26 protein-coding genes and 1 tRNA gene are annotated in these 26,311 nt (G+C 63.9%); 13 read left to right on the forward strand and 14 right to left on the reverse strand.

Annotated elements, in window-relative coordinates; genetic code table 11:
* The first annotated feature begins 7 nt into the window (after positions 1-7).
* The gene (locus NXT3_RS02150; RefSeq protein WP_104838724.1) at positions 8-919 is read left to right on the forward strand and encodes a LysR family transcriptional regulator; all 912 of its coding nucleotides are present in this window, start codon (positions 8-10) and stop codon (positions 917-919) included.
* Positions 920-934: 15 nt separating this feature from the next.
* On the opposite strand, the gene NXT3_RS02155 is transcribed toward NXT3_RS02150, so the two are convergent.
* From NXT3_RS02155 to dapD, 3 genes are all read right to left on the reverse strand, one after another.
* Entirely contained in the window at positions 935-2,836 is a 1,902-nt protein-coding gene (locus tag NXT3_RS02155; protein ID WP_104838725.1) for a DEAD/DEAH box helicase, read from the reverse strand.
* 153 nt (positions 2,837-2,989) lie between these two features.
* Positions 2,990-3,373 (reverse strand): DUF805 domain-containing protein, encoded by a 384-nt coding sequence (locus NXT3_RS02160; protein ID WP_037420680.1) that lies wholly within the window; start codon positions 3,371-3,373, stop codon positions 2,990-2,992.
* Positions 3,374-3,375: 2 nt separating this feature from the next.
* On the reverse strand, positions 3,376-4,233 hold the full coding sequence (gene dapD / locus NXT3_RS02165; RefSeq protein ID WP_104838726.1) for a 2,3,4,5-tetrahydropyridine-2,6-dicarboxylate N-succinyltransferase: 858 nt from the start codon (positions 4,231-4,233) through the stop codon (positions 3,376-3,378).
* 303 nt (positions 4,234-4,536) lie between these two features.
* Here dapD and NXT3_RS02170 point away from each other — a divergent pair, with 303 nt between their 5' ends.
* Positions 4,537-5,436 (forward strand): LOG family protein, encoded by a 900-nt coding sequence (locus tag NXT3_RS02170; RefSeq protein WP_037378215.1) that lies wholly within the window; start codon positions 4,537-4,539, stop codon positions 5,434-5,436.
* 15 nt (positions 5,437-5,451) lie between these two features.
* Here the strand turns inward: NXT3_RS02170 and NXT3_RS02175 are convergent, their stop codons facing one another.
* Positions 5,452-6,165 (reverse strand): pyrimidine 5'-nucleotidase, encoded by a 714-nt coding sequence (locus NXT3_RS02175; protein ID WP_083854110.1) that lies wholly within the window; start codon positions 6,163-6,165, stop codon positions 5,452-5,454.
* Between the two features lie 158 nt (positions 6,166-6,323).
* Here NXT3_RS02175 and NXT3_RS02180 point away from each other — a divergent pair, with 158 nt between their 5' ends.
* From NXT3_RS02180 to NXT3_RS02195, 5 genes are all read left to right on the forward strand, one after another.
* Complete coding sequence (locus NXT3_RS02180) at positions 6,324-6,989, forward strand: sterol desaturase family protein (RefSeq protein WP_234828075.1); 666 nt, start codon at positions 6,324-6,326, stop codon at positions 6,987-6,989.
* A gap of 6 nt (positions 6,990-6,995) precedes the next feature.
* Positions 6,996-7,124 (forward strand): hypothetical protein, encoded by a 129-nt coding sequence (locus tag NXT3_RS32885; RefSeq protein WP_272939858.1) that lies wholly within the window; start codon positions 6,996-6,998, stop codon positions 7,122-7,124.
* Positions 7,125-7,173: 49 nt separating this feature from the next.
* Complete coding sequence (locus tag NXT3_RS02185; protein ID WP_104838727.1) at positions 7,174-8,088, forward strand: EamA family transporter; 915 nt, start codon at positions 7,174-7,176, stop codon at positions 8,086-8,088.
* A gap of 74 nt (positions 8,089-8,162) precedes the next feature.
* Positions 8,163-9,242: a bifunctional transcriptional activator/DNA repair enzyme AdaA gene (locus NXT3_RS02190; protein ID WP_104838728.1), complete on the forward strand. Its 1,080-nt coding sequence runs from the start codon at positions 8,163-8,165 to the stop codon at positions 9,240-9,242.
* Positions 9,239-10,015 carry an isocitrate lyase/PEP mutase family protein gene (locus tag NXT3_RS02195; protein ID WP_104838729.1) on the forward strand — a complete coding sequence of 259 codons (777 nt, stop codon included), beginning with the start codon at positions 9,239-9,241 and terminating at the stop codon, positions 10,013-10,015. The genes NXT3_RS02190 and NXT3_RS02195 overlap by 4 nt, the downstream gene beginning before the upstream one ends.
* A gap of 191 nt (positions 10,016-10,206) precedes the next feature.
* On the opposite strand, the gene argB is transcribed toward NXT3_RS02195, so the two are convergent.
* Complete coding sequence (argB, locus tag NXT3_RS02200) at positions 10,207-11,094, reverse strand: acetylglutamate kinase (protein ID WP_097537764.1); 888 nt, start codon at positions 11,092-11,094, stop codon at positions 10,207-10,209.
* Between the two features lie 192 nt (positions 11,095-11,286).
* Here argB and NXT3_RS02205 point away from each other — a divergent pair, with 192 nt between their 5' ends.
* Positions 11,287-12,000 carry an anti-sigma factor gene (locus NXT3_RS02205; protein WP_104838730.1) on the forward strand — a complete coding sequence of 238 codons (714 nt, stop codon included), beginning with the start codon at positions 11,287-11,289 and terminating at the stop codon, positions 11,998-12,000.
* 129 nt (positions 12,001-12,129) lie between these two features.
* Here the strand turns inward: NXT3_RS02205 and NXT3_RS02210 are convergent, their stop codons facing one another.
* The 5 genes from NXT3_RS02210 to rpmH all read right to left on the reverse strand — a co-directional run bounded on the left by NXT3_RS02210 (position 12,130) and on the right by rpmH (position 15,956).
* Positions 12,130-12,669, reverse strand: coding sequence for a DUF1269 domain-containing protein (locus NXT3_RS02210; RefSeq protein ID WP_037420656.1), 540 nt, complete (start codon positions 12,667-12,669; stop codon positions 12,130-12,132).
* Positions 12,670-12,806: 137 nt separating this feature from the next.
* Entirely contained in the window at positions 12,807-13,460 is a 654-nt protein-coding gene (yihA, locus tag NXT3_RS02215) for a ribosome biogenesis GTP-binding protein YihA/YsxC (RefSeq protein WP_037420653.1), read from the reverse strand.
* Positions 13,461-13,624: 164 nt separating this feature from the next.
* Positions 13,625-15,403 (reverse strand): membrane protein insertase YidC, encoded by a 1,779-nt coding sequence (yidC, locus tag NXT3_RS02220; RefSeq protein ID WP_199773318.1) that lies wholly within the window; start codon positions 15,401-15,403, stop codon positions 13,625-13,627.
* Positions 15,403-15,789, reverse strand: coding sequence for a ribonuclease P protein component (gene rnpA, locus NXT3_RS02225; RefSeq protein WP_083854109.1), 387 nt, complete (start codon positions 15,787-15,789; stop codon positions 15,403-15,405). The genes yidC and rnpA overlap by 1 nt, the downstream gene beginning before the upstream one ends.
* Before the next feature lie 32 nt (positions 15,790-15,821).
* A complete protein-coding gene (gene rpmH / locus NXT3_RS02230; protein ID WP_012706673.1) occupies positions 15,822-15,956 on the reverse strand; it encodes a 50S ribosomal protein L34 in 135 nt (44 codons plus the stop codon).
* A gap of 327 nt (positions 15,957-16,283) precedes the next feature.
* Here rpmH and NXT3_RS02235 point away from each other — a divergent pair, with 327 nt between their 5' ends.
* The 5 genes from NXT3_RS02235 to NXT3_RS02255 all read left to right on the forward strand — a co-directional run bounded on the left by NXT3_RS02235 (position 16,284) and on the right by NXT3_RS02255 (position 22,542).
* A complete protein-coding gene (locus tag NXT3_RS02235; RefSeq protein WP_097525572.1) occupies positions 16,284-18,281 on the forward strand; it encodes a methyl-accepting chemotaxis protein in 1,998 nt (665 codons plus the stop codon).
* A gap of 288 nt (positions 18,282-18,569) precedes the next feature.
* A complete protein-coding gene (locus NXT3_RS02240; RefSeq protein WP_104838732.1) occupies positions 18,570-19,370 on the forward strand; it encodes a TVP38/TMEM64 family protein in 801 nt (266 codons plus the stop codon).
* A 19-nt stretch (positions 19,371-19,389) separates the two neighbouring features.
* The gene (locus tag NXT3_RS02245) at positions 19,390-20,814 is read left to right on the forward strand and encodes a dihydrolipoyl dehydrogenase family protein (protein ID WP_104838733.1); all 1,425 of its coding nucleotides are present in this window, start codon (positions 19,390-19,392) and stop codon (positions 20,812-20,814) included.
* 22 nt (positions 20,815-20,836) lie between these two features.
* Positions 20,837-22,318: a sensor histidine kinase gene (locus tag NXT3_RS02250; RefSeq protein ID WP_037420636.1), complete on the forward strand. Its 1,482-nt coding sequence runs from the start codon at positions 20,837-20,839 to the stop codon at positions 22,316-22,318.
* A gap of 147 nt (positions 22,319-22,465) precedes the next feature.
* Positions 22,466-22,542, forward strand: a tRNA-Arg gene (locus NXT3_RS02255).
* A 684-nt stretch (positions 22,543-23,226) separates the two neighbouring features.
* Here NXT3_RS02255 and NXT3_RS02260 read toward each other — a convergent pair.
* From NXT3_RS02260 to NXT3_RS02275, 4 genes are all read right to left on the reverse strand, one after another.
* Positions 23,227-23,697 carry an aminoacyl-tRNA deacylase gene (locus NXT3_RS02260; RefSeq protein WP_037420633.1) on the reverse strand — a complete coding sequence of 157 codons (471 nt, stop codon included), beginning with the start codon at positions 23,695-23,697 and terminating at the stop codon, positions 23,227-23,229.
* Between the two features lie 96 nt (positions 23,698-23,793).
* Positions 23,794-24,471 carry a methyltransferase family protein gene (locus NXT3_RS02265; protein WP_037420629.1) on the reverse strand — a complete coding sequence of 226 codons (678 nt, stop codon included), beginning with the start codon at positions 24,469-24,471 and terminating at the stop codon, positions 23,794-23,796.
* 328 nt (positions 24,472-24,799) lie between these two features.
* The gene (locus tag NXT3_RS02270) at positions 24,800-25,228 is read right to left on the reverse strand and encodes a DUF1810 domain-containing protein (protein WP_097525669.1); all 429 of its coding nucleotides are present in this window, start codon (positions 25,226-25,228) and stop codon (positions 24,800-24,802) included.
* A 43-nt stretch (positions 25,229-25,271) separates the two neighbouring features.
* Positions 25,272-26,258, reverse strand: a complete 987-nt coding sequence (locus tag NXT3_RS02275; RefSeq protein ID WP_037420627.1) for an aldo/keto reductase — start codon at positions 26,256-26,258, stop codon at positions 25,272-25,274.
* Between the last annotated feature and the right edge of the window lie 53 nt (positions 26,259-26,311).

Genomic DNA, 26,311 nt, shown 5'->3' on the forward strand with positions numbered 1-26,311 from the left:
ATTGAAAATGGACCAGCTTACGGCCATGCGCGTGTTCCTTCGAGTGGTGGAGACCGGCAATTTCACCCGGGCCTCCGCCTCGCTCAACATGCCGAAGGCGACCGTCACCAATCTCATTCAAGGCCTGGAGGCGCATCTTCGCACCAAGCTTCTCAATCGCACGACCCGGCGGGTTCTGGTAACGCCGGACGGTGCGCTCTACTACGAACGCGCCGCGCGCCTGCTCTCCGACATCGACGAACTGGATGGCAGCCTGTCGAGCGCCCAGAGCCTGCCGAAGGGCCGGCTGCGCGTCGAAACCGCGAGCGCCTTCGCCAACCTGATCATCATTCCGGCGCTCCCTGAGTTTCACCGCAAGTACCCCGATATCCAGATCGATCTCGGCGTGTCCGACCGCAACGTCGATTATCTGGCCGAGAACGTCGATTGTGCGATCCGTGGCGGTGCGCTGACGGACCAGTCGCTGATCGCCCGACGCATCACGGAGATGAAGTTCACCACCTGCGCCACGCCGGATTTCCTCGAAAGGCACCCGGCGCCGCAGCATCCCTCCGACCTCGAGAAGAACTGCTATGCCGTCGGCTATTTCCGGCCGACCACCGGTCAGCAGATGCCCTTCCACTTCCGGCGCGGCAGCGAGGAAATCGAGGTCAATTGCCGCTATACAGTCGCAGCTAACGAGGCGACGACCTATGTCGCGGCCGCGAGGGCGGGGATGGGCGTCATCCAGGCGCCGCAGTTCATGGTGCGCGACGATCTCCGCGCCGGCACCATGGTCCCGGTGCTCGCCGATTGGCAGGTCGACCCGATGCCGATCTATCTGGTCTATCCGCCGAACCGGCATTTGAGCAGCCGGCTGCGCGTCTTCGCCGACTGGGTGGTGAAAGTGGTCGCGCAATCGCAGCTCGACGGCGCGTAACCCGAGAATGCGAAGTCAGGCTTGCCGGTTCTTGGCGTTGTTGCGCTTGGCTTTCGGCTTGAAGTCGCCGGCCGCCTTTCTCGCGTCAGGCTTCCCCTTCTTCTTGCTCCAGGCCTTTTCGTCGCGCCTCTCCGGATGCGCGTCCTGGCTGACGGGCGGCTTCTTCTCGTACTTGCGTTTCGGCTGAAAGTCGTTGTGGCCACGCTCCGGCTGAGCCTCTGCCGGCCGCGGCCGCTTTTTCGCGAATTCTTGCTTGTCGTCGCGCCACCGCGAGCCGTCCGGGGCGCCCGGCAGCGACTTGACGCGAATGCCCTTTTCCAGTGTCCGGTTTGGGCCGATTGCGGAGAGGAAGCGCTCGGCGCCCTCGGCAGTCAGCTCGACATGGGTTTCCTCCGGCTGCATGCGGATTGCGCCGATGTCGCGCTTGCTGAGCTTGCCATGGCGGCAGAGCATCGGGATGAGCCAGCGCGGTTCGGCGTTCTGCTTGCGCCCGACGGAGAGCGAGAACCACTGGCCGTCTGTGAAGTCCGCGCGCGGCGCGGGGCCCTCGTCGCCGGTGAAAGCCGGTCCGTCGCGGCGGCTTTTCTTCCGATCGTCCGCGAGCGAGACCTCGGAGAGCTCCTCGGGGGCGGAGTGCCGCGAGCGGAACTGCCGCACGAAGGCGGCGGCCAGCTTCTCGGCGCCATGGCGCGCGATCAGCGCCTCGACGATCGCTTGCTCGTCGTCGCGCAGCGCCTCGTCGAAGGCCGCGTCGGCAATCAGACGCTCGTCGTCGCGGCTTGTCACGTCTTCTGCCGACGGCGGCTTCGCCCAGGCGGCGGTGATGCGGGCGCCATCCAGGAGCCGCTCCGCTTTCCGCCGCTGATTGACCGGTACGATCAATGCGCTGACGCCCTTCTGGCCCGCCCGACCGGTGCGGCCGCTGCGGTGCAGAAGCGTCTCGGAATTGGTCGGCAGATCCGCATGGATGACGAGCTCGAGGCCCGGCAGGTCGATGCCACGGGCGGCGACGTCGGTGGCGATGCAGACCCGGGCACGGCCGTCGCGCATCGCCTGAAGCGCGTGGGTGCGCTCGTTCTGGCTGAGTTCGCCCGAGAGCGCGACCACCGAGAAGCCGCGATTGTTGAAGCGGGCCGTCAGGTGGTTGACCGCAGCGCGGGTCGAGCAGAAGACGATCGCGTTGCGGGCTTCGTAGTAGCGCAGCACGTTTATGATGGCGTTCTCCCGATCGCTCGGAGCGACGAGAAGCGACCGGTATTCGATATCGCCGTGCTGCTTTTGCTCGGATGCAACCCCGATCCGCACCGCGTCGCGCTGGTAGTTCTTGGCAAGCGTGGCGATCGAGCGCGGCACGGTCGCCGAGAACATCAGCGTGCGGCGTTCGGGCGGCGACGCCTCGAGAATGAATTCCAGATCCTCGCGGAAGCCGAGATCGAGCATCTCGTCCGCCTCGTCGAGCACCACGGCGCGCAGCGCCGAGATGTCGAGCGAGTCGCGGCGGATATGGTCGCAGAGCCGGCCCGGCGTGCCGACGACGATGTGGGCGCCGCGTTCGAGCGCGCGTCGTTCGCTGCGGATGTCCATGCCGCCGACACAGGACGCGATCGTCGCCCCGGCAATCTCGTAGAGCCATTCAAGCTCGCGCTTGACCTGCAGGGCCAGCTCGCGCGTCGGCGCGATGACAAGCGCCAGCGGCGCCTCCGGAGTGCCGAATTGCCTTGCCGTTCCGAGCAGCGTCGGCGCCAGCGCCAAGCCGAAGGCAACGGTCTTGCCGGAGCCGGTCTGAGCGGAAACCAGCGCGTCGGCGCCGTCGAGCGCCGGGTCGCGCATCGCCTCCTGAACCGGTGTCAGCGTGTTGTAGCCGCGTTTCGCCAATGCCGCGGCGATCGAGGGCGCGATCCCTTCGAACTCTGTCATGTCCTGTCTTTCGGATTTCGGTCGTCGCGCCGAAGACGAGCGGACCATAAGTCGGGTCGTCCTCAGGCGTCGATAGCCGCGGCCAACGTCGCGGCCCTGTTCATTTGCGGGGCTACATACGCGTTGGGAGAGGGAATGTACAGGGCCGGATGGTCAACGCGCGGGGCCGTTGCGGCGCCCGCCGAACTCGTTGGCGCCTGGCGCGCCGGGCCAGAGACAGAGTGCGATGAAGACGATGGGGCTCAATACCGGGATGAACAGGCAGAGCGCGAGCGGGCCCGGATAGCCGATATCGTGCAGCCGCTTGATCGCCAGCATGGCGATCGAAATGGTCGAGGCGATGCCGGAGCCGATCACAGCCAGCGTCCAGAGCGCCAGCGCCGCGTCCTGGTCCTCGTATTTCAGCATCTGCATCAGGATGATGCCGCCGACGACGAACCAGAAAAGCCAGGAGAGAAAGAAGGGCAGGCGGCCGATCCGGCCGGAGGGGCTGAAGAACAGCCAGGTCATGCTCGGCTGCCGCCCCTCCTCGGCCATGATCAATCCCGGAGCAGTTCGTTGATGCCGGTCTTCGACCGGGTCTTCTCGTCGACCCGCTTGACGATGACGGCGCAGTAGAGGTTCGGCGCCGGCTGGCCGTTGGCCATGGTCGAGCCGGACGGCATCGAGCCGGCGACGACGACGGAATAAGGCGGCACTTCGCCATACATGACTTCGCCGGTGGCGCGGTCGACGATCTTCGTCGACTTGCCGATAAAGACGCCCATGCCGAGGACCGAGCCCTCGCGGACGATGCAGCCTTCGACGACCTCGGAGCGGGCGCCGATGAAGCAATTGTCCTCGATGATCGTCGGCCCGGCCTGCATCGGTTCGAGCACGCCGCCGATACCGACGCCGCCGGAAAGATGCACGTTCTTGCCGATCTGCGCGCAGGAGCCGACGGTTGCCCAGGTGTCGACCATCGTTCCCTCGCCGACATAGGCGCCGAGATTGACGAAGGAGGGCATCAGGACTGCATTGGGGGCGATATAGGCGGAACGCCGCACGACGCAGTTCGGCACGGCTCGGAAGCCGGCCTTCTCGAACTCGTTGACGCTCCAGCCGTCGAATTTGGACGGCACCTTGTCCCACCAGACCGACTCGCCCGGTCCGCCCTTGACGAGCTCCATGGGGTTCAGCCGGAAGGAGAGCAGCACGGCCTTCTTGAGCCACTGGTTGACGGTCCAGATCCCGTCGGCGCCGCGTTCGGCGACGCGCACCTTGCCGCCGTCGAGCAGGTTCAGTGCCGTCTCTACGGCGTCGCGTATCGGCCCGCGCGTGCTTGTGCTGACGGCCTCGCGATCATCGAAGGCGGTCTCGATCGTCTGCGACAGGGAGGCGAGGTCGTGGTTCGTCATCGGATTTCCTTATGTTCGCGTTGTCCAGCAAGCTCTACTGCATAATCCCTCGAATCGGAACCGATTAAAGGAGGGATTTGGCGGGCAATTCAGAGGGCGGCAGCCCCCATTCACGCCCGAAAAAAGTGCATCCTTGCGGCGCCCGGGTCCGAAAAGTTGAAGGGCTTTTCGGCCCGCTCTCCGAACGAGGGACTTGGCAAGCCTGCCCGTTTCCGGCAGAGAGACGCACTTATGGCTGAAAAGCATGAAAGGACATGTCCGGACGAGGTGCCGGCTGTTCGGAACACGACGGGACGAGGACATATGGGACGCATGAAGAAGCGCAGTTTGCGCGGCAAGGGCGGGGTTTGGGATCCGCTGGCAGACAGCTCGCAAAGCAGGCAGCGCGCCTCGACCGTTCCGCTGACGCCCCAATCGGCCTCTCCGACCTATCGGCTAGCCTATATCGACGACGATTTCCTGTGCCGCGAGGAACTGAGGCCCGTGCGCCTGCAGCTCGAGCTTCTGAAGACGGAGATGATGCTCGAGGAACGCGGCATCAACTCGACCGTCGTCATGTTCGGCGGCGCGCGCATTCCGGAACCGGGCGGCGAAGCCTGGGCGGCCAAGAACGAGACGCAGCGCAAGAACCTGGAAGCCGCTTCGGTCTATTACGACGAGGCGCGCAAGTTCGCGCGGCTTTGTTCCGAGCAGTCCGCCAAGCTCGGCCACAAGGAATATGTGATCGTGACCGGCGGGGGTCCCGGCGTCATGGAGGCCGGAAACCGCGGTGCCGCGGATGTCGGCGCACCGTCGATCGGCCTCAATATCGTCCTGCCGCACGAGCAGGCGCCGAACAGCTACGTCACGCCGGAGCTGTCCTTCAACTTTCACTATTTCGCCATTCGCAAGATGCATTTCCTGCTCCGCGCCAAGGCGGTGGCGGTCTTCCCGGGCGGCTTCGGCACGCTCGATGAGCTGTTCGAGACCATGACGCTGATGCAGACCGGTCGCCTGGCACTCGTGCCGCTCGTTCTGTTCGGCGAGAAGTTCTGGCGCTCGATCATCAATTTCGAGGCGCTCGCCGAATTCGGCACGATCGCCCCAAACGATATCGACCTCTTGCATTTCGTGGAAACCGCCGAAGAGGCGTGGCAGATCATTGCCCGCTTCTACGAGTCGGTGGATCCCCACGCCGTGCCTATGGCGTCGGGCAGGCGGTAGGGTTCGGGCGGGCGTTTAGTCCGCCGCCACCACGCGGCGCAGGAAGCCGGCGAGATCCTCGGTGACGTAATCGATCTGCTCGTCGGCGTCGCTGGAGGTCTCCCAGGCTTCCGCGAACTCATATTCGAGATTGCGCGGCACCAGCAGGATGGTCGTCATGCCGAGGGCCTTCGGGACCAGCAGGTTGCGCGGCAGGTCCTCGAACATTGCTGCATGCTGCGTGTCGACGCGGTGCAGGCTCATGAACTTGTCGTAGGTATCGCCGGCCGGCTTCGGCAGGTAGCCGGCGGCGACGATGTCGAAAATGTCGTCGAAATGGTCGAGAATGCCGAGCGCGCGGGCCGTCATCTGCGCATGGGCGACGCTGCCATTGGTGAAGATGAACTTGCGGCCGGGGAGTGCCTTGATCGCCTCGCCGAGATCGGGATTTGCCGGCACCACGCTGTAGTCGATCGCATGCGCCCGTTCGAGAAAATCGTTCGGATCGATGCCGTGATGGAGCATCAGGCCCTGCAGGGTCGTGCCGTGATCGCGGTAATATTCCTTCTGCAGCTTCTTTGCCTCCGAGGGCTCGAGCGACAGGAGTTCGGCCACATAGGCCGTCATGTTGCGGTCGATCTGCGCGAAGAGATTGACGTGATGCGGGTAGAGCGTGTTGTCGAGATCGAAGACCCACTCGGTGACATGGGCGAATTCGGCGTGGGTCGGCAGGCGGTCGAGCTTTTTCATGAGCGGGTTATGACATGGGTATGGGCGGCGGCAAACGAGAAAATGCGTCCCGCGCCTCAGAGGCCCGCCTGCTGCCGTGAACATTTCTACTTTGAATTGTCAAAGAGGCATGGCATCTTCCGCCCGGCGCAGCTTTCGCTCGGGGGATGCAGGTGCTGATGTCGGACGAACTGTTCTATCTCATGTTTCTGTTCGGATTCTACGCCACGACGGTCGTTACCTATTTCGCCCTCGGCTACGGCCTGACCTGGGTCAACGACCGCAATCCTCAGCGGAAGATTCAGAAGGGGCGCGGTTCCGACAAGCGCCGCAAGGCGGAAATCCGCCAGAGCCTGGCGTCGATGTTCAGCGCCTGCTTGCCGCTGACGATCGGCCTCTACGCCCAGCAAAAGGGCTGCGCGCCGGCGCCCTGGGCCTTCAGTTGGTGGACGGCGGTGCCGCTCTTTGTCCTGTGCATGTTCCTCTACGATACCTGGTTCTATTTCATGCACCGGCTGCTGCACACCAAGTGGCTCTATCCCCTGCACGCACTCCATCACAAAAGTGTCGCACCAACGATCTGGAGCACCTATTCGGAGGATGTCTTAGACAATTTTCTATTGCAGGGCTTTTCAGCCGTCATCGTTTTCGTCGTTCCGTTTCCGCCGGCGATTCTCATCGGACAAAGACTGTTCGAGCATTTCAACGGCATGTTCGGGCACTGTGGCTTCGAGTATTTCGCCTCATCGACGACGCGTTATCCGTCCCCTCTGTTGTCCACGACGTTCCATGACCAGCATCATTCGGGGTTCCGGTACAACTACGGCAACTATTTCTCGTTCTAAGATCGTGTGCTGGGCACGATCTCGCCGAGCTACGACCAGCGCGTGAAGACATTCGAGGAGGACGGGCCGCCGCTCGTATTCGGTCACGCCATCGATCTGGCGGAGGTCCAGGAAAAGCGGACCGAAACACCGTAGCTCCACGGAGTTCTTGGCAATGTCCTGACCTGCGTGCTAGCTCGCAACCATGGAAACCTGGGTTCTCATCACCATCGGCGCGGCCTTTCTGCAGAATATCCGCTCCTCCATCCAGAAGCACCTGAAGGGCGCCATGGGCACGACCGGCGCCACCTTCGTGCGCTTCGGCTTCGGACTGCCCTTCGCGCTCCTCTATCTCCTCCTGCTCTGGCGCGTTTCGGGCCACCCTCTGCCGGTGCCGAACGGCTCCTTCTTTATCTGGGCAATCATCGGCGGTTTGGCGCAGATCGCCGCGACATTCCTGCTCGTTCACCTCTTCTCCTTCCGCAACTTCGCGGTCGGCACCGCTTATTCCCGCACCGAGCCGGCCCAGGCGGCGCTCTTTGGGCTGATCTTTCTCGGCGAAAAGGCAAGCCAGGGGACGCTGGTGGCGATCGCCATCTCGGTGGTCGGGGTCATGCTGATCTCCGTTGCCCGCACGACGCTCAGCGCCCGGTCGCTGCTGACCTCGGTCTTCAGCCCGACCGCGGCGATCGGCCTGCTCTCCGGCACGTTCTTCGGGCTCTCGGCGGTGTCCTATCGTTCGGCCTCGCTGGCGCTGGCGCCCAGCCTGCCGGCGCCGGACTATATGATGCAGGCGAGCTTCACGCTCGGTTTCGTCATCCTGCTGCAGACCGTCGTCATGCTCCTTTGGATCGTCGCCCGCGAGCCTGACGAGTTGACGCGGATCGGCGCGGCCTGGAAGCCCGCCTTCATCGTCGGCTTCGTCGGCGCCTCGGCGTCCTTCGGCTGGTTCATGGCGATGACGCTGCAGCAGGCGGCGATCGTCAAGGTGGTGGCGCAGGTCGAGATGCTGTTCACCTTCGCCTCGTCCTTCTTCGTCTTCCGCGAATGGATCAACAGGCTCGAACTCGTCGGTTGCCTGCTGATCGTGCTCGGCGTCGTGATGCTGCTCGTGCTCTAGTCGGCGCATTCCGATGTAGAATAAGCGCCCGAATTTCGGCGGAAGATTCAATCATAGGGTGCTACAACGCGGGCATGCTTTTCGATTTGCCGAACGACGACATCCTTTACGACGCGCTGCTGGCCCGCAGTTCCGACTATGAGGGCCAGGCCTTCGCCTGCGTGAAGAGCACTGGCATCTTCTGCCGGCTTTCCTGCCCGGCCCGCAAGCCGAAGCGGGAGAACACCCTGTTTTTCGACAGCATCGCGGCCTGCGTCAATTCGGGTTTCAGGCCCTGCGAGCGATGCCGGCCGCTGGAGCAGGCTGCCGGCAAGGAGCCGCTCGTCGAACAACTGCTGAAGCTCCTCGATCGGCATCCGGACCGTCGCTGGACCGAGGACGACCTCGTGCGGCGCGGTCTCGATCCGTCGACCGTCCGCCGCACGTTCAAGCGAAGCCTCGGCGTGACCTTTCTCGACCTCGCCCGCCAGCGGCGCATGGGGGAGGCTGCGCGGCAGCTTTCCGCCGGGGCGAGCGTCATCGCGGCGCAGGTCGATGCGGGCTACGAGTCGCCAAGCGGTTTTCGCGCTGCCTTCGCGCGGCTGATCGGCGAGGCGCCGGCGAAGGCGCAGGGCCGTGAACTGCTCTTTGCCGATTGGATCGACACGCCGCTCGGGCCGATGGTAGCGGTCGCCGACCAAACGCACCTGCACTTGCTCGAGTTCCACGATCGCAAGGCTTTGCCCGCCGAGATGGAGAGGCTGAAGCGAACGGCGCGGTCGGCCCTCGTGCCGGGCAGGACGCCGCCCATCGAGCAGATCGAGACGGAACTCAAGGCCTATTTCGCCGGACTGTCCGGTGAGTTTCTGACGCCGCTCGCTCTCGACGGCAGCGCCTTCGAGCGGCAGGTATGGGCGAGGCTCATGCAAATCCCGATCGGCGAGACGCGATCCTATAGCGACATTGCCCGGGAAGTCGCTACCATTGAGACTGTGCGGGCCGTGGCGAGAGCCAACGGCGCCAACTGCATTGCGATCGTTGTCCCATGCCATCGCTGCGTCGGCGCGGACGGATCGCTGACGGGATACGGTGGCGGCCTCGAGCGAAAGCAGTGGCTGCTTCGGCATGAAGGAAAGATGAGACCTGTCGGACTGTTTACGGAGGAGATGCGATGAACCAGGAGGAAAGGGCGCGTGCCTTTCAGGCGCTGCACCGCAAGGGCGATCCGATCATTCTTTACAATATCTGGGATGCGGGCAGTGCCCATTGCGTGGCCGAGGCCGGCGCCAAGGCGCTGGCCACGGGGAGCTGGTCGGTGGCGGCCGCGCATGGTTTCGGCGACGGGCAGAAGATCCCGCTGCAATTGCTGGTCGAGATCGCCCGCGAGATCGTCGCGGCGACCGACCTGCCGCTGTCGGTCGATTTCGAAGGCGCCTATTCGGAAGACCCGGCCCAGGGTGCCGCCAATGTGGCGCAACTGATCGATGCCGGTGCAATCGGCATCAATTTCGAGGACCAGATCGTCGGCAAGGGCGGGGTTCATCCGATCGACAAGCAGGCGGCCCGCATCCGGGCGATCCGCGACATGGCGGAGCGCCAGAACGTGCCGCTCTTCATCAACGCCCGCACCGACCTGTTCCTGCAGGAAAACGATACGACGCGCCATGCAGGTTTGCTGGAGGGTGCGATCACCCGTGCCAAGGCCTATGCCGAAGCGGGGGCGAGCGGCTTCTTCGCGCCGTGGCTCGTCGATGTCGACCTGATCGGCAAGCTTTGCGCTGCGTCGCCGCTGCCGGTGAACGTGATGATGCGGCCCGGCGCGCCGGACCTCGCCACGCTTGCCGCCGCGGGCGTCGCTCGGGTCAGCTACGGACCGTTTCCCTACCGGGCGATGATCGCCTGGCTGCGCGGCGAGGCGGAGAAGGTGTATGAGGGCCCTAGGAAGTAGGTCGGGGCGGAAGCGCTCGTAAGAGGGAACTGCCCCTCATCCCGCTGCCGCGACCTTCTCGCCACAAGCGGGGCGAAGGGGTATGCCGCGCCGCCTCAGTTCCCTCTCTCCGCGCGCGGGGAGGGGGTTGGTCCTCGGGTTAAACCCGGGTTAAACCCGAGGAGAGGGGCAATTCTCGCGAGTCGGCCGCCTTACGGCACGATCAGCGTGCCGGCGCCGCGTTCGGTGAAGATCTCCAAGAGCACGGAATGAGCGGTCTTGCCGTTGAGGATGACGACGCCCTGGACGCCGGACTTGATCGCCTCCATGCAGGTCTCGACCTTGGGGATCATGCCGCCGGAAATCGTGCCGTCGGCGATCAGCGCGTGCGCCTGGGCGACCGAAAGCTCCTTGATGAGATTGCCCTGCTTGTCGAGAACCCCCGGAACGTCGGTCAGGAACAGGAGGCGCGTCGCGTTGAGCGCGCCGGCAATCGCGCCTGCGAAGGTGTCGGCGTTGATGTTGTAGGTATGGCCGTCACGGCCGGGGGCCACCGGCGCGATCACCGGGATCATTTCCGAGCGCGCCAGCAGATCGAGGAGCGTGCGGTCCACTTCGACCACTTCGCCGACGAAGCCGAGATCGAGGACGCGTTCGATATTGGAATCCGGGTCCTTGATGGTCTTGCGCGCCTTTTCCGCAAAGACCATGTTGCCGTCCTTGCCGCAAAGGCCGATCGCCCATTCGCCGGTCTGGTTGATGAGCGCGACGATCTCCTTGTTGATCGAACCGGCGAGCACCATTTCGACGATCTCGACGGTTTTCTCGTCGGTGACGCGCAGGCCGCCCTCGAACTTCGATTCGATGCCCATCTTGTTGAGCATGGCGCCGATCTGCGGGCCGCCACCGTGGACGACGATCGGGTTGACGCCGGACTGCTTCAGAAGCGCGATGTCGCTGGCGAAGGCGCGCCCGAGCTCGGGATTGCCCATGGCATGGCCGCCATATTTGACGACGATCGTCTTGTTCTCGTAGCGCTGCATGTAGGGCAGGGCCTGAGCCAGCAGGCGTGCCTGGATTTCACTTTCTGATGCGGACATGGCGACCCTCGAAATATACCGGCTGCTATCTAGCGCATGTTGCCCGCTGATGGAATGATCCAGGCAACACAAGTCGCCGAAGATTGGCGCCGGTCCATGGCGAAAAACCGGCCGCCTGCACGATTGACGAGATTTGTGATTTGACCGATCCTGCTACGGTGCAATCTCTCGAATGTGAGAGAACATGGAACGATGACCACGCAGAAGCCCGAGAGCGGGGATTCTCGCCGCGATGAGGTGATCGCCGGGGAATACGTGTTGGGCGTCCTGTCCGCCGAGGACCGCCGCAAGGTCGAAGCGCGCATGGCGACGGATAGGGATTTTGCGGCAATGGTTCTCCGCTGGCGCAACAATCTCGCCACTTTCGATACGGCCTATGAAACGATCGCGCAGGCGCGCGCCTTGCCTACCGCCGAGCACCGGGCGTTCGAGGCTCAGGCGGGGGCCGACGATTCCATCGGATTGTGGGATTCCTTGTCGTTCTGGCGCAGCCTCGCCTTTGCCTCGCTGGCCGCCGTCGCGGTCCTGGTGGTCTCTTTGGCGGGGCTGTTCGGCGGCGGATCGGGCGGTCGGCCGTTGCTGGCCGAGCTTTCGGGCGAGGGCAATGCGATCGGTTTCGTCGCAACCTTCGATGTCGGCTCCGGGCGATTGCGCCTGACGCCGGTCGCGGCAGGCGGTGACGGCGAAAGATCCCTCGAGTTCTGGCTGCTGCGGGGCAGCGACCCGGCGATCTCCCTCGGAGTGTTGCCGCAGTCCGGCGAAGGCGAGTTCCGGGTTCCTCCTGCCATGCGGACGAAGATAACCGAAGGCTCGACGCTTGCCGTCAGCCTCGAGCCGCGCGGCGGTTCACCGACCGGCTTGCCGAGCGGCCCATTCCTCGCCCGCGGCACTGCCGGCTATCGCTGACCTCGCGAGACATGCCGGCAATGCTTTTAGACCTTCATCCGGCTGCCGCAACCTTCTCCAGCGCCGCGCGTCCAATTGGACGCGCACACGCCGCGGCTGGGAGTGGGGGTTTCTTCATCAACTGAAGAGTTAAAAGCTCCCCGCCTGCGGCGACGGCGTCTGTGCCTCGGAGAGGGCGGCCTGCAGTTTCTGCTCCTGCTCCGGCGAGAGCGAAGTCTTCAATACGCGGCCGCGAAGCCCCGAGAGTTCGGCCAGAACCTTCTCGGGCTGCACCTTGCGCACTAGGATGAAAAGGGCCGACGAATTGTTCGGGATCGTGCTGCCGAGCGACTTGATGAATTCGTCGTCGATGCCGTAGTCGGCAAGTGAACCGGAGAGGGCTCCGGCGCCTGCGCCGAGCGCGCCGCCGATGGCAAAGCCGGCGAGCGGGTTCAGGAAAAGCAAGCCGACAAGTCCACCCCAGAGCGAGCCTGACAGAAGACCCGAGGCGGCACCGACGGTGGTGAGATTGAGGCTCTGCTTCAAATGCACCTTGCCTTCGGCGTCGCGCACCACGACGACCGCGTCTTCGAGATCGATCAGATATTCCTTCTTCAGGCTGTGGAGCTTCAGGAGGACCCGGTCGGCCTCCTCCGGCGTGTCGAAACCAATGACAATCAAGTCGGACATCTCTCTCTCTCCTCTGACCGTGAGGCGACGAGCACCTGTCGTCGCCAGCGAGGAGATAGAGCGGCCGAAGTCGCCGGGTAGTGAGTTGCGGCAGATGTCTTTGGCGGCACCGGCGACCGGTGCCGCGCATGACGGTTTTAGCGCAGGACGGCCTGCTCGATCGCCGTGCGCAGATCTTCGATCCCGGCGCCCTTCTCCGACGAGGTCGACAACACCTCGGGATAGGCGGCCGGCCGCTTCTTGATTTTCTCGAGCGTTTCGGCGACCAGCCGCGGTACGCCGGCGGCCTTGATCTTGTCGGCCTTGGTCAGCACGATCTGGTAGGAGACCGCCGCCTTGTCGAGGAGCGACAGCACTTCCTCGTCGTTCTTCTTGATGCCGTGGCGTGCGTCGATCAGCAGGTAGACGCGTTTCAGCGTCGAGCGGCCGCGCAGATAGTCGAAGACGAGTTTCGTCCAGGCATCGACCTGCTCCTTCGGCGCCTGGGCGTAGCCGTAGCCGGGCATGTCGACGAGCGCCATCGGCGGCAGATCATCGGCCTCGCCGGAATAGCCGTCGGGCACGAAATAGTTGAGTTCCTGGGTGCGGCCTGGCGTGTTGGAGGTGCGGGCGAGCCCTTTGTGTCCGACGAGCGCATTGATCAGAGAGGACTTGCCGACATTGGAACGTCCGGCAAAGGCGATCTCGACCGGGCCCTCGGGCGGCAGGAATTTCATCGCCGGCACGCCGCGGATGAAGATCCATGGCCGGCCGAAGACACTCGAGGCGTTCTGATTGTTCTTCCCGGACATGTCCTGACCTTCCTCTTTGCCGGGCCGGCATCGGGCTTTTGGCCCCGCTTGTCAAGCGCAGCCGCACCTTCGGCCGCCGCGGCGGTTCCTCTCACGGGAAATGAGAAAGCCCCGGATCTTTGTGATCCGGGGCCGCAAACTGGCGCAGGGGAGCAAAGTGCCGGCTATTCCGCCGGCTTGGGTTTCTTGGCGAACATCCCCTTCAGGTTGTCGAAGAGCTCGATCTTCACGCCCTGGCGCTTCATGATGATTCCCTGCTGAAGGATCGACAGGGTGTTGTTCCAGGCCCAGTAGATCACCAGACCCGCCGGGAAGGACGCCAGCATGAAGGTGAAGACCAGCGGCATCCAGGTGAACAGCATCGCCTGGGTCGGATCCGGCGGCGTCGGGTTCATGCGCATCTGCAGGAACATCGTGATGCCCATGACGATCGGCCAGATGCCGAGATGCAGGAAGGCCGGCCCGTCGAAGGGAAGCAGGCCGAAGAGATTGACGATCGTCGTCGGATCGGGGGCGGAGAGATCCCTGATCCAGCCGAAGAACGGCGCGTGACGCATCTCGATGGTGACGTAGATCACCTTGTAGAGCGCGAAGAACACCGGGATCTGGATGAGGATCGGCCAGCAGCCCGCCAGCGGGTTGATCTTCTCGTCCTTGTAGAGCTGCATCATCGCCTGCTGCAGCCCCATGCGGTCGTCGCCGAACTTCTTCTTCAGTTCCTCCATCTTCGGCTGGACCTTCTTCATGTTTGCCATTGAGGCATATTGCTTGTTGGCGAGCGGGAAGAAGATCAGCTTGACGACGATCGTGGTGATCAGGATCGCGATGCCGAAATTGCCGAACAGACGGAAAAAGAAGTCCATCATTTTGAACATCGGCTTGGTGATGAAGTAGAACCAGCCCCAGTCGATCAGCTTGTCGAAATTGGGAATCGCGTAGGCCACTTCATAATTGTCGACGACCGGTACTTCCTTGGCGCCGGCGAAGACAAGGTTCTTGACCTCCGCGGCCTGCCCCGGGGCGACGGTGATCGCATCGCTCTTGTAATCGCTCTGGTAACGCGGGCGGCCATCGGCGAAGTGAGAGAAGCGAATGTCGAAGGGCGTCTGCTGCGGCGGCACGATCGTCGCAGCCCAGTACTTGTCGGTGATGCCGAGCCAGCCGCCGGTCGATTTGCCCGGTTCGACCGGCTGGTCGTCCTCGACCTTCGAATAGCCGACTTCCTGCAGGCCGTTCTCGCCGGCGACCCCGATGAAGCCCTCGTGCAGCACGTAGATGCTCGGAGTCGTCGGCTTGTTGAAGCGGGTCACCCGGCCGTAGGAGGAAAGCGAGGCCGGCGCGGAGCCCGCGTTCTTGATGCTGTCGACGACCTGGAACATATAGCGATCGTCGACCGAGATGGTCCTCGCGAAGGTGATGCCCTTGTCGTTGGTGTAGGTGAGCGTGACGGGCGTTGCCGGCGTCAGCTTGTCGCCGCCCGAGAGCGTCCACACTGTCTGCGGGCCCGGCACCGAGCCGGTCGCGTCGCTGCCGATATAGCCGATCTCGGTGAAATAGCCGTCGGCGGTTTCTGCCGGACTGAAAAGGGTGATGACCGGGCTCTTCGGGTCGACTGTCTCGTGGTACCCCTTGAGCTTCAGGTCGTCGAAACGGGCGCCGGTCAGGTTGATGGAGCCGGAAAGCGCCGGCGTGTCGATCGCCACGCGTGCAGACTTGGCGACCGCCTGATCGCGGCTTTCGCCGGGGACCGCGCCGCCCGGCAGTGCCTGGCCGGGCGCGGCGGGCTCGCCGCCCTGCTGGGGCTGCGCGTGCTGCGTCTGCTGGGCATTTTCCGCAGCGATCCGCTCCTTTTCCATCCGTGGATTGACATAGAAGAACTGCCAAGCGACGAGGATCAGCACCGAGAGCGCTATCGCCACGAAATAATTGCGGTTGTTTTCCATCATGGTTTCCTGGAACCGGCCGGCGGCCGTTTCGGTTTCGGCTTGTTTTCGATGCGATCCTTGAGCGCCCGGGTCAATGCGTCAAAAGGTGCATTCAGGAGATCGCGTCGGGCGACAATCACATAGTCGTGTCCGGGTTTCATTGCAAACCCGGCGGACAGCCGCACGGCTTCTTTAAGGCGTCGGCGCATGCGGTTTCGCTCGACGGCATTGCCGTGTTTTTTGGTGACGGTGAAGCCGACGCGGGCCTCGCCTTCCGGATCGTCCCGGTCAAGCACTTCAAGGAGGAAGTGCGGCCCTTTTCGGGCTTCTCCCGCCCTGACCGCCAAAAACTGCGGACGGCTTTTCAGCCGTCCGACAGTGGTCTTGTCTTTTTCTGACGTCATGTGCCCAAACAATGCTTTCGGGCAGCTTCGGCTCAGGCCGAAAGACGCTTGCGGCCTCGAGCCCGGCGGGCTGCGAGGACCTTCTGGCCACCCTTGGTGGACATGCGTGCACGGAAGCCGTGACGGCGCTTGCGAACAAGCTTGGACGGTTGGTAGGTACGCTTCATTTATTTTAATACCGCGGTGTGCGGCCCTTCTTGGGTTTGCAATTTGCAAGAGCGTTTACGTTACCGGGCATGGCTCCGCTTTCGCGCGGCTTGACCGGACGTGCGCGGCTTATAAGGACAAATGTCCGGTAAAGTCAATTCCCGCCACTTTTCCCCCGCGCAAAGCCGAGCAGAAGGCGATATCGATCAGGGAGACGCCTCGTTCCGGCACATTTCATGAAATGCTGAGGTCTTTGTTAACCTCCGGTATTTTAGAATTTACTGAAACGTGTATACCGCGTGCCCATGCTCGCTAGGCGTGAGTGGCTGCGGCGAGGAGAGCAGGAAATGAGAATTCGCGGAAAGATCTACCTGATCGTCGGCATCATGGGCCTGCTGGCGATCGCCATCACCGGCATGTCGTTGATGATCGTATCCAGATACAACGACGAGCTTCAGCAACTCCAGAACGCGTCCGAACGGAGCTTCAAGGGCGAGCGGCTCAATCGCCTGGTCACGGCCGTGGTGATGGAGTCGCGCGGCGTCTACGCCGCACCGACGATCGAGAAGGCAACCCCTTTCGCCGAAGGCATCCTCAAGAACCTCGACAAGATCGACGCGCTGCTGAAGGATTGGCGGCCGCTGGTTCCGGCCGACAGGCTGCCGGCCTTCGATGCGGTCGCCAAACGGGCCGAGGAATTCAAGACGTTCCGCACCGAAACCGCGCGGCTCGGCCGGGAGGTCTCGCCGCAGGCCGCCAACGAGCAGGGTAACAACGAGGCGAACCGCGCCAACCGCAAGGCTTTCCAGGCGGAGATCGACGTCGTCGTCGACGCCGACCGTGAGTCGCTTCAAGCCATCAACGATGAAATCGCCGCCTTCGAAGACGCCGTCGTTCTCGTCCTCCTCGGCATGGCCGGCCTCGGCATGGCTGCCGGCATAGGTGCGGCCTTCTATATCGGCACCAATCATCTCAGCCGGCCGATCGTCGACTTGACCGGCCGGATGAAGCTGCTGGCCAGCGGCGACCTCTTGGTCGATGTGCCCTTTGCCGGGCGCAAGGACGAGATCGGCGACATGGCGGCGGCCGTCGAAGTCTTCAAGCAGAACGGGCTCGCCGTGCGCGAGTTGAATGCCCAGGAAGCGGCGCTGCGCGAAAAGAGCGCCGACCTCCAGTCGAGCATCGGCATCGTCGTTGCGGCCGCGGCCGCCGGCGACTTCGCCCAGCGCATCGGCAAGGATTACGACAACGACGATCTGAACCGCTTCGCCGCCAGCGTCAACGAGCTCGTCGGCAGCGTCGACAGCGGCATCGCCGAAACGCGTCGGGTGATCGCGAGCCTTGCCGCCGGCGACCTGACGCAAAGCATGGACGGCCGCTTCCAGGGTGCCTTCGCCGAACTGCAGAAGAATGTCAACGAGACGTTCTCGACCCTGCAGAAGACCATGCGCGAGGTGCGTTCGGCGACGGATTCGATCAACGGCAACGCGTCCGAGTTGCGCTCGGCAGCCGACGACCTGTCGAAGCGGACCGAGCAGCAGGCGGCCGCGCTGGAGGAGACCTCCGCCGCCCTCGACGAGATCACCGCGGCGGTGAAGAGTTCCACCGAGCGGGCGCATGAGGCCACCGTCATGGTGACCGAGGCGAAGGAAAACGCCGCCGAATCCGCCTCGGTTGTCCGCAATGCCATCGAGGCGATGGGGCGCATCGAGCAGGCTTCGAGTGAGATCGGCCAGATCACCAACGTCATCGACGAGATCGCCTTCCAGACGAACCTGCTGGCGCTGAATGCGGGCGTCGAGGCGGCCCGGGCGGGGGACGCCGGCAAGGGTTTCGCGGTCGTCGCGCAGGAGGTCCGCGAACTCGCCCAACGCGCCGCCAGCGCCGCCAAGGACATCAAGGCGCTCATTTCGAAATCCGGCAGCGAGGTGGCGACCGGCGTCAAGCTGGTGCAGGCGACCGGCGCCGCGCTCGGTGAGATCGAGACGCGGGTGCTGAAGATCAACGATCACATCCATTCGATCGCCACCGCCGCACGCGAGCAGTCGACAGGGCTCGGCGAGGTGAGTACCGCCGTCAACCAGATGGATCAGGTGACGCAACGCAACGCCGCAATGGTCGAGGAGGCGAATGCGGCGACGCACAAGCTTTCCGCCGAAGCGAACGCTCTCGCCACGCTCATCACCTATTTCAAGGTCGAGCGCGAGCCGGCGCGTGCAGCCAGCCCGGCCAGGGAGACGAGCCGCCCGGTCGCTTCGCCCGCCCGCCGCATGATCGGAACGGTCGCCCGCGCCTTCGGCGGCGGCTCGGCCGCCGCCGCCCGCAGCGAATGGGAAGAGTTCTAGCGCATCGGCCCGAAAATCGGAGGCGATTTTCGGAAAGCACGATGTTCAAGTGTTACAGCGTCTTTTGCGCGTCTGAAAAGACGCGCGGCGCTGCAAGCGTCGGCACGGCAGACCCGAGCGATCTCAAGGAGCCGCCGGCCGCCGGCCGCGGGCTCTTTTCGTCTCACGGCAAAGTGAGTTGTCATCGCCGCCCTTTCACAGTGACGTTTGAGGGCGCGACCATTCTTTACTGGTCCGCGGCTCGGAGTCCTTTTAAGTCAGGAGCAAGTCTCGTCGAAAGCAAAGTTCATGAGCCAGGATGTCAGCAACAGGGCGGAAGAAGGAGCGGCCCTGAGAGTGTCGCCGGGCCGGAAGGACGATGTTTTTGGAGGGGGCCGGTCGTCGCGCTGGCGGGTCGTGCCGCTGGCGCTGTTGTTTGCGGGCGGAGTGGCCGCCTACGCCCTCGGGCTGCAGAACTATGTTTCGCTGTCGGCGCTCGTCCGTCATCAGGAGGCGCTGAGCCTCCATGTCGACGCCTTTCCGCTTCGCTCGGGCCTCGCCTTCTTCGTCCTCTATGTCGCGGCGGTGGTCTTCTCAATCCCCGCGGCGTCGGTGCTGACGATTGCCGCCGGCTTTCTGTTCGGCCCCTTCCTCGGCGGCGCGATCACTGTTCTTGCCGCTACCTTGGGCTCGAGCCTCCTGTTCCTCGCGGCGCGCGGCGTCCTCGCCGATCTCTTGCGCCGGCGTGCCGGACGCTTTCTGGAGCGCCTCGCGGGAGGATTCCGGCGCAATGCATTCCTCTACCTGCTGGTCTTGCGGCTGGCGCCGATCTTTCCCTTCTTCATCGTCAATATCGCGCCGGCCTTCTTCGACGTGAAGCTGCGCACCTTTGTTTCCGCCACCCTCATCGGCATCGTTCCGGCTACCTTTGCCTATGCGTGGCTGGGCTGCGAACTCGATGACGTGATCGCCCGCGCCGGCGAGAGCGGCCACGCGCTGTCGCTTTCGGATTTCGCCACCAAGGAAATTTCGCTCGCCCTTCTCGCGCTGGCCCTTCTTGCGGCATTGCCTCTGGCCTACAGGCTAATAAAGTCACGTCGACAAGGCTGATGGCGGGAAGGCGGGCGGCGTGGGGAAGCTTCTTAATCCGGACATCTGCGTGATCGGGGGCGGGGCGGCCGGCCTGTCGCTCGCCGCCGGTGCGGCCGCCTTCGGCGTTCCGGTCGTTCTCGTCGAACAGGGCAAGATGGGTGGCGACTGCCTGAACTACGGCTGCGTGCCCTCGAAGGCGCTGATCGCGGCGGCAAGACGGGCGCAGGCGATGCGCCAGGCCGGCGAATTCGGCCTCCTGTCGGCGGAGCCCTTCATCGACGGCGAAAGGCTGCAGGCGCGCATCCGCTCGGTGATCGAGGGCATCGCGCCGCATGATTCGGTCGAGCGCTTCTCCGGCCTTGGCGTAGAGGTCATCCAGGAGCCGGCCCGCTTCGTCGACGGCCGAACCGTCGCCGCCGGCGATCATCTCATCCGCGCCCGGCGCTTCGTCATCGCCACGGGCTCCTCGCCCGCCATTCCGCCGATCGCCGGCCTGGCGGAGACGCCGTTCCTGACCAACGAATCGCTGTTCGACTTCACCCCTCTGCCGCGCCATCTCGTCATCATCGGCGCCGGGCCGTTCGGTCTCGAGATGGCGCAGGCCCATTGCCGATTGGGAGCCAGCATCACGGTCGTCGAGAGGGCGGACGCCTTGTCGAGGGAGGACCCGGAACTGAAGGCGATCGTGCTCGATGCCGTCCGCGCTGAAGGCGCAGTGCTGCACGAGAGGACCGACATTCGCTCGGTCGAGCGCGATGGCAAGGGGATCCGGCTGCATTGCGTGGGCGAAAATGCCGCCTTCGACATCGATGGCAGCGATCTGCTGCTTGCCGCGGGCCGCACCGTGAATCATGCGGCCCTGAACCTTGGTGCGGCCGGGATCCGCCACGATGCGCAGCGGATTTTCGTCGGCGCTGACCTGCGCACCAGCAACCGCCGCGTCTATGTGATCGGCGACGCGGCCGGCGGCCTGCAATTCACACATGCCGCGAACTATCATGCCCGGCTCGTCCTGCAGCAAATCCTCTTTCGACTGCCGGCGCACGAAATCCGGGACATCGTTCCCCGGGTCACCTTCACGGACCCGGAAATTGCCCAGGTTGGACCGACTGAGGAGGAGGCGCGCGCAAGCTTTAGCGCGATTGACGTGGTCCGTTGGGACCTGGCAGGAAACGACCGGGCCCGAACGGACGGCCTGGGCCGGGGGATGGTCAAGGTCGTGGCCGGCCGCGGCGGGCGCATTCTCGGCGCCGGGATCGCCGGCGCCGGTGCGGGCGAGATGATTAACCTTTGGGCCTTCGCCATTGCCAACCGGCTGACACTCAAGAATTTTCGCGACTATGTCGCGCCCTATCCCACCCTTTCCGAGATTGGAAAACAGGCGGCGATCTCCTATTATTCTCCACTGGCGCGAAATCGCTTCGTTCGCTCCGCGATCCGCATCCTGCGGCGTTTCGGCTGAGGGCAGGGAATAGTCACTGGTGATGGTAGAAGACGCACGTCCGGCCAAAGAGAGTGCGCCGCCGCGAGCGGCCGTCGGATTTCTGCGCGGACTCTCCGGCAAGCTCCTCTTGCTGACGATCGCCTTCGTCATGTTGGCGGAGGTGCTGATCTTCGTGCCCTCCGTCGCCAACATGCGCATCCGCTGGCTCGAGGACCGGCTGAACACCGTGGCCGCCGCCGCCGTCGTCGTCGACGGGCTGCAGAACATCGAGCTGCCGCGCGCCGTACAGCGCGAGACCCTGATGGCCACCGGCACCAAGGCGATCGTCATCCGCCGCAAGGATGCCTCGCGGATGATCGCGACCGTCGACATGCCGCCGGCGATCGACCGCGAATACGACATCGCCAATTTTACGGCCCTCGGGGCGATCCGCGACGCGTTCGACACGCTGCTTTTTGGCGGCAGCCGCATCATGCGCGTCTACGGGCCGCTCGGCGAGAGCGATGCGACGATCGAGCTGGTGATGAAGGATGCGAGCCTGCGCAAGGCCATGCTCGTCTATTCGCGCAACGTCTTCCTGCTGTCGATCGTCATTTCGCTGATTACCGCGGCGCTGATCTTCCTCGCCATCAACCGCATGCTGATCGTGCCGATAAAACGCCTGACGGCAAGCATGCAGGAGTTCTCCGACGAGCCTTCGAGCCCCGAACGCGTCCTCGTGCCGCCCGACGGCGGCGACGAGCTGGCGGTCGCCGGTCAGCACCTCGCTAGCATGCAGCGCGAGTTGCAGAAGACCTTGAAGCAGCAGAAGAGCCTCGCCGAGCTCGGCCTTGCGGTGTCGAAGATCAACCACGACATGCGCAACATCCTGTCCTCGGCGCAGCTCATCTCGGACCGGCTTGCCGATGTTGACGATCCCGTCGTCAAGCGCTTTGCGCCGACGCTGCTCAGAACCATCGACCGCGCCGTCGGCTATACGCAGGAGGTTCTCTCCTACGGGCGGACTGCGGAGGCCGAACCGCATCGCCGCTTCGTGGCGCTTCGCCCGCTCGTCCAGGATGTCGGCGAGCTCCTGGCCGTTGACCGCCAGAGCGGCATCGAATTCGACGTCCAGATCCGCGACGACATCCTAGTCGATGCGGACAGCGAGCAGCTTTTCCGCGTCGTCCACAATATCTGCCGCAATGCCGTCCAGGCACTGACGAACCACCAGCCGGAGAACGGCCGCCCGAGGGTGGTCTCCGTCTCGGCGGTGCGGACCGGCAGCGTCGTGACGATCTCCATCGAGGATACCGGCCCGGGCATGCCGGCCAAGGCACGCGAGAACCTCTTCGCGGCCTTCCGCGGCTCGGCGCGCTCCGGCGGCACCGGGCTCGGCCTGGCGATCGCCCGTGAGCTTGTTCTCGCCCATGGCGGCACGATCGCGCTCGTCGAGAAGCCGACGCCCGGCACGCTGTTCCGCATCGAGCTTCCGGACCGCCCGGTGCGCCTCGATGCTTTCCGCGCCAAGGGACGCTCCTGACGCCTCTCCTGCGACCGGGATGTTAGCGCAACGCCGGCTTGTCCACCGCTGTCGCAAAAATGAAGTTTTTTGCCGAAAGGCGCTTGCAATCCCCGAAAGGACGCTTTAGAGGATCGCCACGCAAGCGGTGGTCACCGCTTCAGCCACGCACCCGTAGCTCAGCTGGATAGAGCACCAGACTACGAATCTGGGGGTCAGGAGTTCGAATCTCTTCGGGTGCGCCATTCTCTCTGTGTCCCTCCTGGACAGGTAGGGGATGACGGAATGTCCCTGCCACATGGGTCACAATCCGTACGGCACGAGATTGTCACCCCACCCACGTCTTCGGTACGAAACGTCACCTACCTCTCAGGTCCGGGGGATCCAAAGCAAGCCGCATTCTGGTTTTTGCAAGCGGCTCAACGAGGTCATGCTGGCGCGCAAGCGATGATCGGTGCACCTTGGCGCCGGTGTGGAGCTCGATCGACTGCGTGCTACACGTTGGCTTAGGGCGAGCGCCGAGTAAGGTAATCCGCTCGCGCAAGCATTTTTGCCAAGAGTAGAAGCTGAACTTACCCCTGATGAACGAATGCTTTTGCAGAAGGAAATTGTCGATTCAGCCGGGGCAGGCCAAAGTGAGTGCGGTTGGCGTGAGCGTTGTTTCTTCGATGAAGAATTAAATTGTGAAAACAATCATATAGCAGTTCCTTCCTCCTCGTCGGCATGGTCCTGAGCCTTCGCGGCACGAAGGCGACGGCAGATGCTCCAGTAGGCTGTGCTGACCGCGTCTCGCCAGCCATCCGCCAAGCTCAAGCTCTCGGGTTCAAGCGCCCTTTTTCACATCGTCAGAAGTCCACTCCGGAGTTAGTTGCTTAGCTTGCGCGTAGACAACAGCGTAGCCCTGCGACGACACGGGCCTGCTGCGCCGTTCAACCGGGATGGCTGAAACGGGCTACCTGAGCATCCCTCGTCAGGTTGCGGAAGCTGGTGCCGCTCATATGCACCAGGGTTCGGTGGTCGCCGCCCTCGAAATAGACGTCATTGGCCTTGTCGAGACTCTCGTCGAGGATGACCGGTACGCCATAGGCCGATCCGATGGGCGGCACGGCGCCGATCTCGCAATCGTTGAAGAGCGTGCTGACTTCTTCCTCCGAGGCGAGGCCGAGACGCCGGTTCATCACATCCTGCAACGTCGAGAGCTCGACCCGGTGCGTGGCCGGCACGACGGCAAGCACGTAGCCCATCTCGTGGTGTACGACCACGGATTTGGCCAGCCTGTTGCCCGGAACATGGGCGGCCTCGGCGGTTTGGCTGGTCGTTGCGGTCCGGTGGTGAGGGACAGTGTCGTAGTCGACACCCTCGGTCTCGATATAGTGCTGGAGTTTCCTGGCGATGGTCATCGTAGGCGTCCCTTCTGTTGAGCAGTGACGCAGGAATGATTTTATTCTGCTCTGATCGTCTGCGGAGTCAACGGCGAATGGACGCGGCGACGACCGTCACCACACCAACGGAACGAGCCGATAGCGCACCCGTTCCGCATAGGCGTCGTAGTCCGCAAGGCCGGCGCGCAGCGCCTTTTCCTCGATGCCGATGCGGATGGCGAGGAGAGCCGCGAGTCCCAATGCGGCAAGCAGTCCCCACCAGGAGCCGAGCAGCAGCGACGTCCCGGCGACGAAAAGCAGGCTGCCGCTGTAGAGGGGATGGCGGACATAGCGATAGGGTCCGGTGGTGACGACCCGTTGTCCCCGCTCGCTCTGCACCTTGACTACCGGCGCCGCAAAACTGTTTTCGCGCATGACCCGGTAGCTGAAGCCGACCGACAGAACGACCAGCAGTGCGCCCGCCGCCTGCACCCAGGGCGGCACTGCCGACCATTCGAACCGGGCGGCATCGAGCGCCATGAAGGCGAAGGCGCCGAACAGGAACAGGACAAGCACGCAGATGAGCACCTTGTCGGCCCTCGGCTGGTCCTTCTGGATGGGTGCGGCCAATCGCTCCTTGAGCAGCGCCGGATCGTGCCAGGCAAGCAGGAACCCGGTGCCGAGCGAGAGTGCCAGCATGAGGGCGAGGTAGATCCATGCCGCCGTCCAGTCGAAGGTTCCGGCAGATACGAAGAGAACGACTCCCATGATGCCGAACCAGACGACGGTCTGAGTGATCAACCTGGCGACCATCGGTGAACTCCCTTGCAACATCCATGCTGCCCCGCCCGGTGTCCTCGAACTTAGCGGCGCAGTGGGGCACGTTTGCGGCAAGCGCGGGCGGCATTTTCGGCGCGTTCACGCGGTTGTGCACGGAACCGGCCTCAAAACGGCTCCGGCGGATTCCTACATGATTTCCGTCTGCAAACCGATTGTGAGGCCATGATGAGAAAGGAGGGCCGCGAGTGCATGGCTATATGATGAAGGAGCCGATGCTGATCATCGCCGGTGGGCGCCTGTGCCCTTCTGATCCTTCTCGTCACCCAGATCCCGGGCGCGTCGCCTTGATGTTGGCCGGTCTTCAGATACTTTCGAGAATTTCCATCGTTCGAGGGTCTCGGACGCCGCTGTAGTAGCGATCGAGCGCCCTTGCGAAGGCGCCGCCGGCCGGGTCGGCGGCCTCGAAGAGCGTCATCGACGAGCGGAACTTGAGATCGTCCGGCCGGCCGAAAATCTCCAGCGCGCTGCGCCCTGCTACCAGGTTCACCGCCTCCGTGCATTCGATGAGGCGCCGGCCCAGCAGCGGGTGCTTGAGATAGGCTCGCGCCTCATCGATATCCGCTATCGCGTAGCGCTGCGCCATCGAGGAATGGCCGAGGCCCTGAACCTGTGGAAAGATGAACCACATCCAATGGCTGCGCTTGGCGCCGACGCGGAGCTCCGCCAGCGCCGTTTCATAGACGCCTTGCTGTGCCGTGACGAAACGTTCGAGATCGAAGGCGTTGCTCATCGGCTTGCCTTGTGCCGCCGTCAGGCAGGCGCTGTCGCGGCCCCTACCATCGCTGATGAACATGGACCTTGATCAGCCGCTCGTAAAGTGCGGCGATTGCCTCCATGGCCGCTCCGTCGATCGGCGGAAGGGCGCTCGCCGCCGCGTTCGATTGCGCCTGGCCGGCATTGCGAGCGCCGGGGATGACGACGGAAACCGCTTCCTGCTCGAGGATCCAGCGGAGCGCGAACTGCGCCATCGGCACGCCGGCCGGCACGAAAGCACGCAGTTCCTCCACCGCCTCCAGCGCCGCCTCGAACGGCACGCCGGCAAAGGTCTCGCCGACATCGAAGGCTTCGCCATGGCGGTTGAAGTTGCGGTGGTCGTCCGCGGCGAACGCCGTGTCCCTGCCGATTTTGCCGGAAAGCAGCCCGGAGGCGAGAGGTACGCGCACGATGATGCCGACATTCTTCTTTCTTGCCTCGGCAAAGAACAGATCGTGCGGCCGCTGGCGGAAGATGTTGTAGATGATCTGCACCGTGGCGACGCCCGGATACTCGATCGCCTTCAGCGCCTCTTCGACCCTTTCGACCGAAACGCCGTAGTGGCGGATCTTGCCCTTAGCTTTGAGCTGGTCGAGTGCTTCAAAAAACTGCGGCCGGTAGTAGACGTCGGTCGGCGGGCAGTGGAGTTGCACGAGATCGAGCGTCTCGACGCCGAGATTCTCGAGGCTGCGGTCGATGAAGGGCTCGATATTGGCGCCCGTATAGCCGTCGGCGACATGCGGATTGAGCCGGCGGCCGGCCTTGGTGGCGACGAAGGGCTTCTCACCGCCGCGTTCCTTCAGCACCGCCGCGATGATCTTTTCCGAGCGCCCGTCGCCATAGACGTCGGCCGTGTCGATGAAGGTCACGCCACTATCGAGCGCCGCGTGCAGGGCGCGCTTGCCGTCCTCCTCGCTGACATCGCCCCAGGAGCCGCCGATCTGCCAGGCGCCGAAGCCAAGCTCCGAAATCGCCGCGCCCGTCCGTCCCAAAATTCTCGTCTTCATCTGCAGGTCTCCTCCATTATCCTGAAATCGCAGCGGCGCCGTGCGTGCTTATC

Source organism: Sinorhizobium fredii (assembly GCF_002944405.1).
In the GTDB taxonomy this organism is placed as follows: domain Bacteria; phylum Pseudomonadota; class Alphaproteobacteria; order Rhizobiales; family Rhizobiaceae; genus Sinorhizobium; species Sinorhizobium fredii_C.

Excerpts from the sequence above, each read along its gene's own strand:
- NXT3_RS02265 (WP_037420629.1), bottom strand. The coding sequence starts at position 24,471 with ATGGTCGCCAGGTTGATCACTCAGACCGTCGTCTGGTTCGGCATCATG.
- NXT3_RS02210 (WP_037420656.1), bottom strand. The coding sequence starts at position 12,669 with ATGTCCGACTTGATTGTCATTGGTTTCGACACGCCGGAGGAGGCCGAC.
- NXT3_RS02185 (WP_104838727.1), top strand. The coding sequence starts at position 7,174 with ATGGAAACCTGGGTTCTCATCACCATCGGCGCGGCCTTTCTGCAGAAT.
- NXT3_RS02260 (WP_037420633.1), bottom strand. The coding sequence starts at position 23,697 with ATGACCATCGCCAGGAAACTCCAGCACTATATCGAGACCGAGGGTGTC.
- NXT3_RS02270 (WP_097525669.1), bottom strand. The coding sequence starts at position 25,228 with ATGAGCAACGCCTTCGATCTCGAACGTTTCGTCACGGCACAGCAAGGC.
- NXT3_RS02150 (WP_104838724.1), top strand. The coding sequence starts at position 8 with ATGGACCAGCTTACGGCCATGCGCGTGTTCCTTCGAGTGGTGGAGACC.
- NXT3_RS02160 (WP_037420680.1), bottom strand. The coding sequence starts at position 3,373 with ATGGCCGAGGAGGGGCGGCAGCCGAGCATGACCTGGCTGTTCTTCAGC.
- yidC (WP_199773318.1), bottom strand. The coding sequence starts at position 15,403 with ATGGAAAACAACCGCAATTATTTCGTGGCGATAGCGCTCTCGGTGCTG.
- NXT3_RS02240 (WP_104838732.1), top strand. The coding sequence starts at position 18,570 with ATGAGCCAGGATGTCAGCAACAGGGCGGAAGAAGGAGCGGCCCTGAGA.
- dapD (WP_104838726.1), bottom strand. The coding sequence starts at position 4,233 with ATGACGAACCACGACCTCGCCTCCCTGTCGCAGACGATCGAGACCGCC.
- NXT3_RS02180 (WP_234828075.1), top strand. The coding sequence starts at position 6,324 with ATGTCGGACGAACTGTTCTATCTCATGTTTCTGTTCGGATTCTACGCC.
- NXT3_RS02190 (WP_104838728.1), top strand. The coding sequence starts at position 8,163 with ATGCTTTTCGATTTGCCGAACGACGACATCCTTTACGACGCGCTGCTG.
- NXT3_RS02155 (WP_104838725.1), bottom strand. The coding sequence starts at position 2,836 with ATGACAGAGTTCGAAGGGATCGCGCCCTCGATCGCCGCGGCATTGGCG.
- NXT3_RS02205 (WP_104838730.1), top strand. The coding sequence starts at position 11,287 with ATGACCACGCAGAAGCCCGAGAGCGGGGATTCTCGCCGCGATGAGGTG.
- yihA (WP_037420653.1), bottom strand. The coding sequence starts at position 13,460 with ATGTCCGGGAAGAACAATCAGAACGCCTCGAGTGTCTTCGGCCGGCCA.
- NXT3_RS02175 (WP_083854110.1), bottom strand. The coding sequence starts at position 6,165 with ATGAAAAAGCTCGACCGCCTGCCGACCCACGCCGAATTCGCCCATGTC.
- NXT3_RS02235 (WP_097525572.1), top strand. The coding sequence starts at position 16,284 with ATGAGAATTCGCGGAAAGATCTACCTGATCGTCGGCATCATGGGCCTG.
- NXT3_RS02195 (WP_104838729.1), top strand. The coding sequence starts at position 9,239 with ATGAACCAGGAGGAAAGGGCGCGTGCCTTTCAGGCGCTGCACCGCAAG.
- NXT3_RS02250 (WP_037420636.1), top strand. The coding sequence starts at position 20,837 with ATGGTAGAAGACGCACGTCCGGCCAAAGAGAGTGCGCCGCCGCGAGCG.
- argB (WP_097537764.1), bottom strand. The coding sequence starts at position 11,094 with ATGTCCGCATCAGAAAGTGAAATCCAGGCACGCCTGCTGGCTCAGGCC.
- NXT3_RS02170 (WP_037378215.1), top strand. The coding sequence starts at position 4,537 with ATGGGACGCATGAAGAAGCGCAGTTTGCGCGGCAAGGGCGGGGTTTGG.
- NXT3_RS02275 (WP_037420627.1), bottom strand. The coding sequence starts at position 26,258 with ATGAAGACGAGAATTTTGGGACGGACGGGCGCGGCGATTTCGGAGCTT.
- rnpA (WP_083854109.1), bottom strand. The coding sequence starts at position 15,789 with ATGACGTCAGAAAAAGACAAGACCACTGTCGGACGGCTGAAAAGCCGT.
- rpmH (WP_012706673.1), bottom strand. The coding sequence starts at position 15,956 with ATGAAGCGTACCTACCAACCGTCCAAGCTTGTTCGCAAGCGCCGTCAC.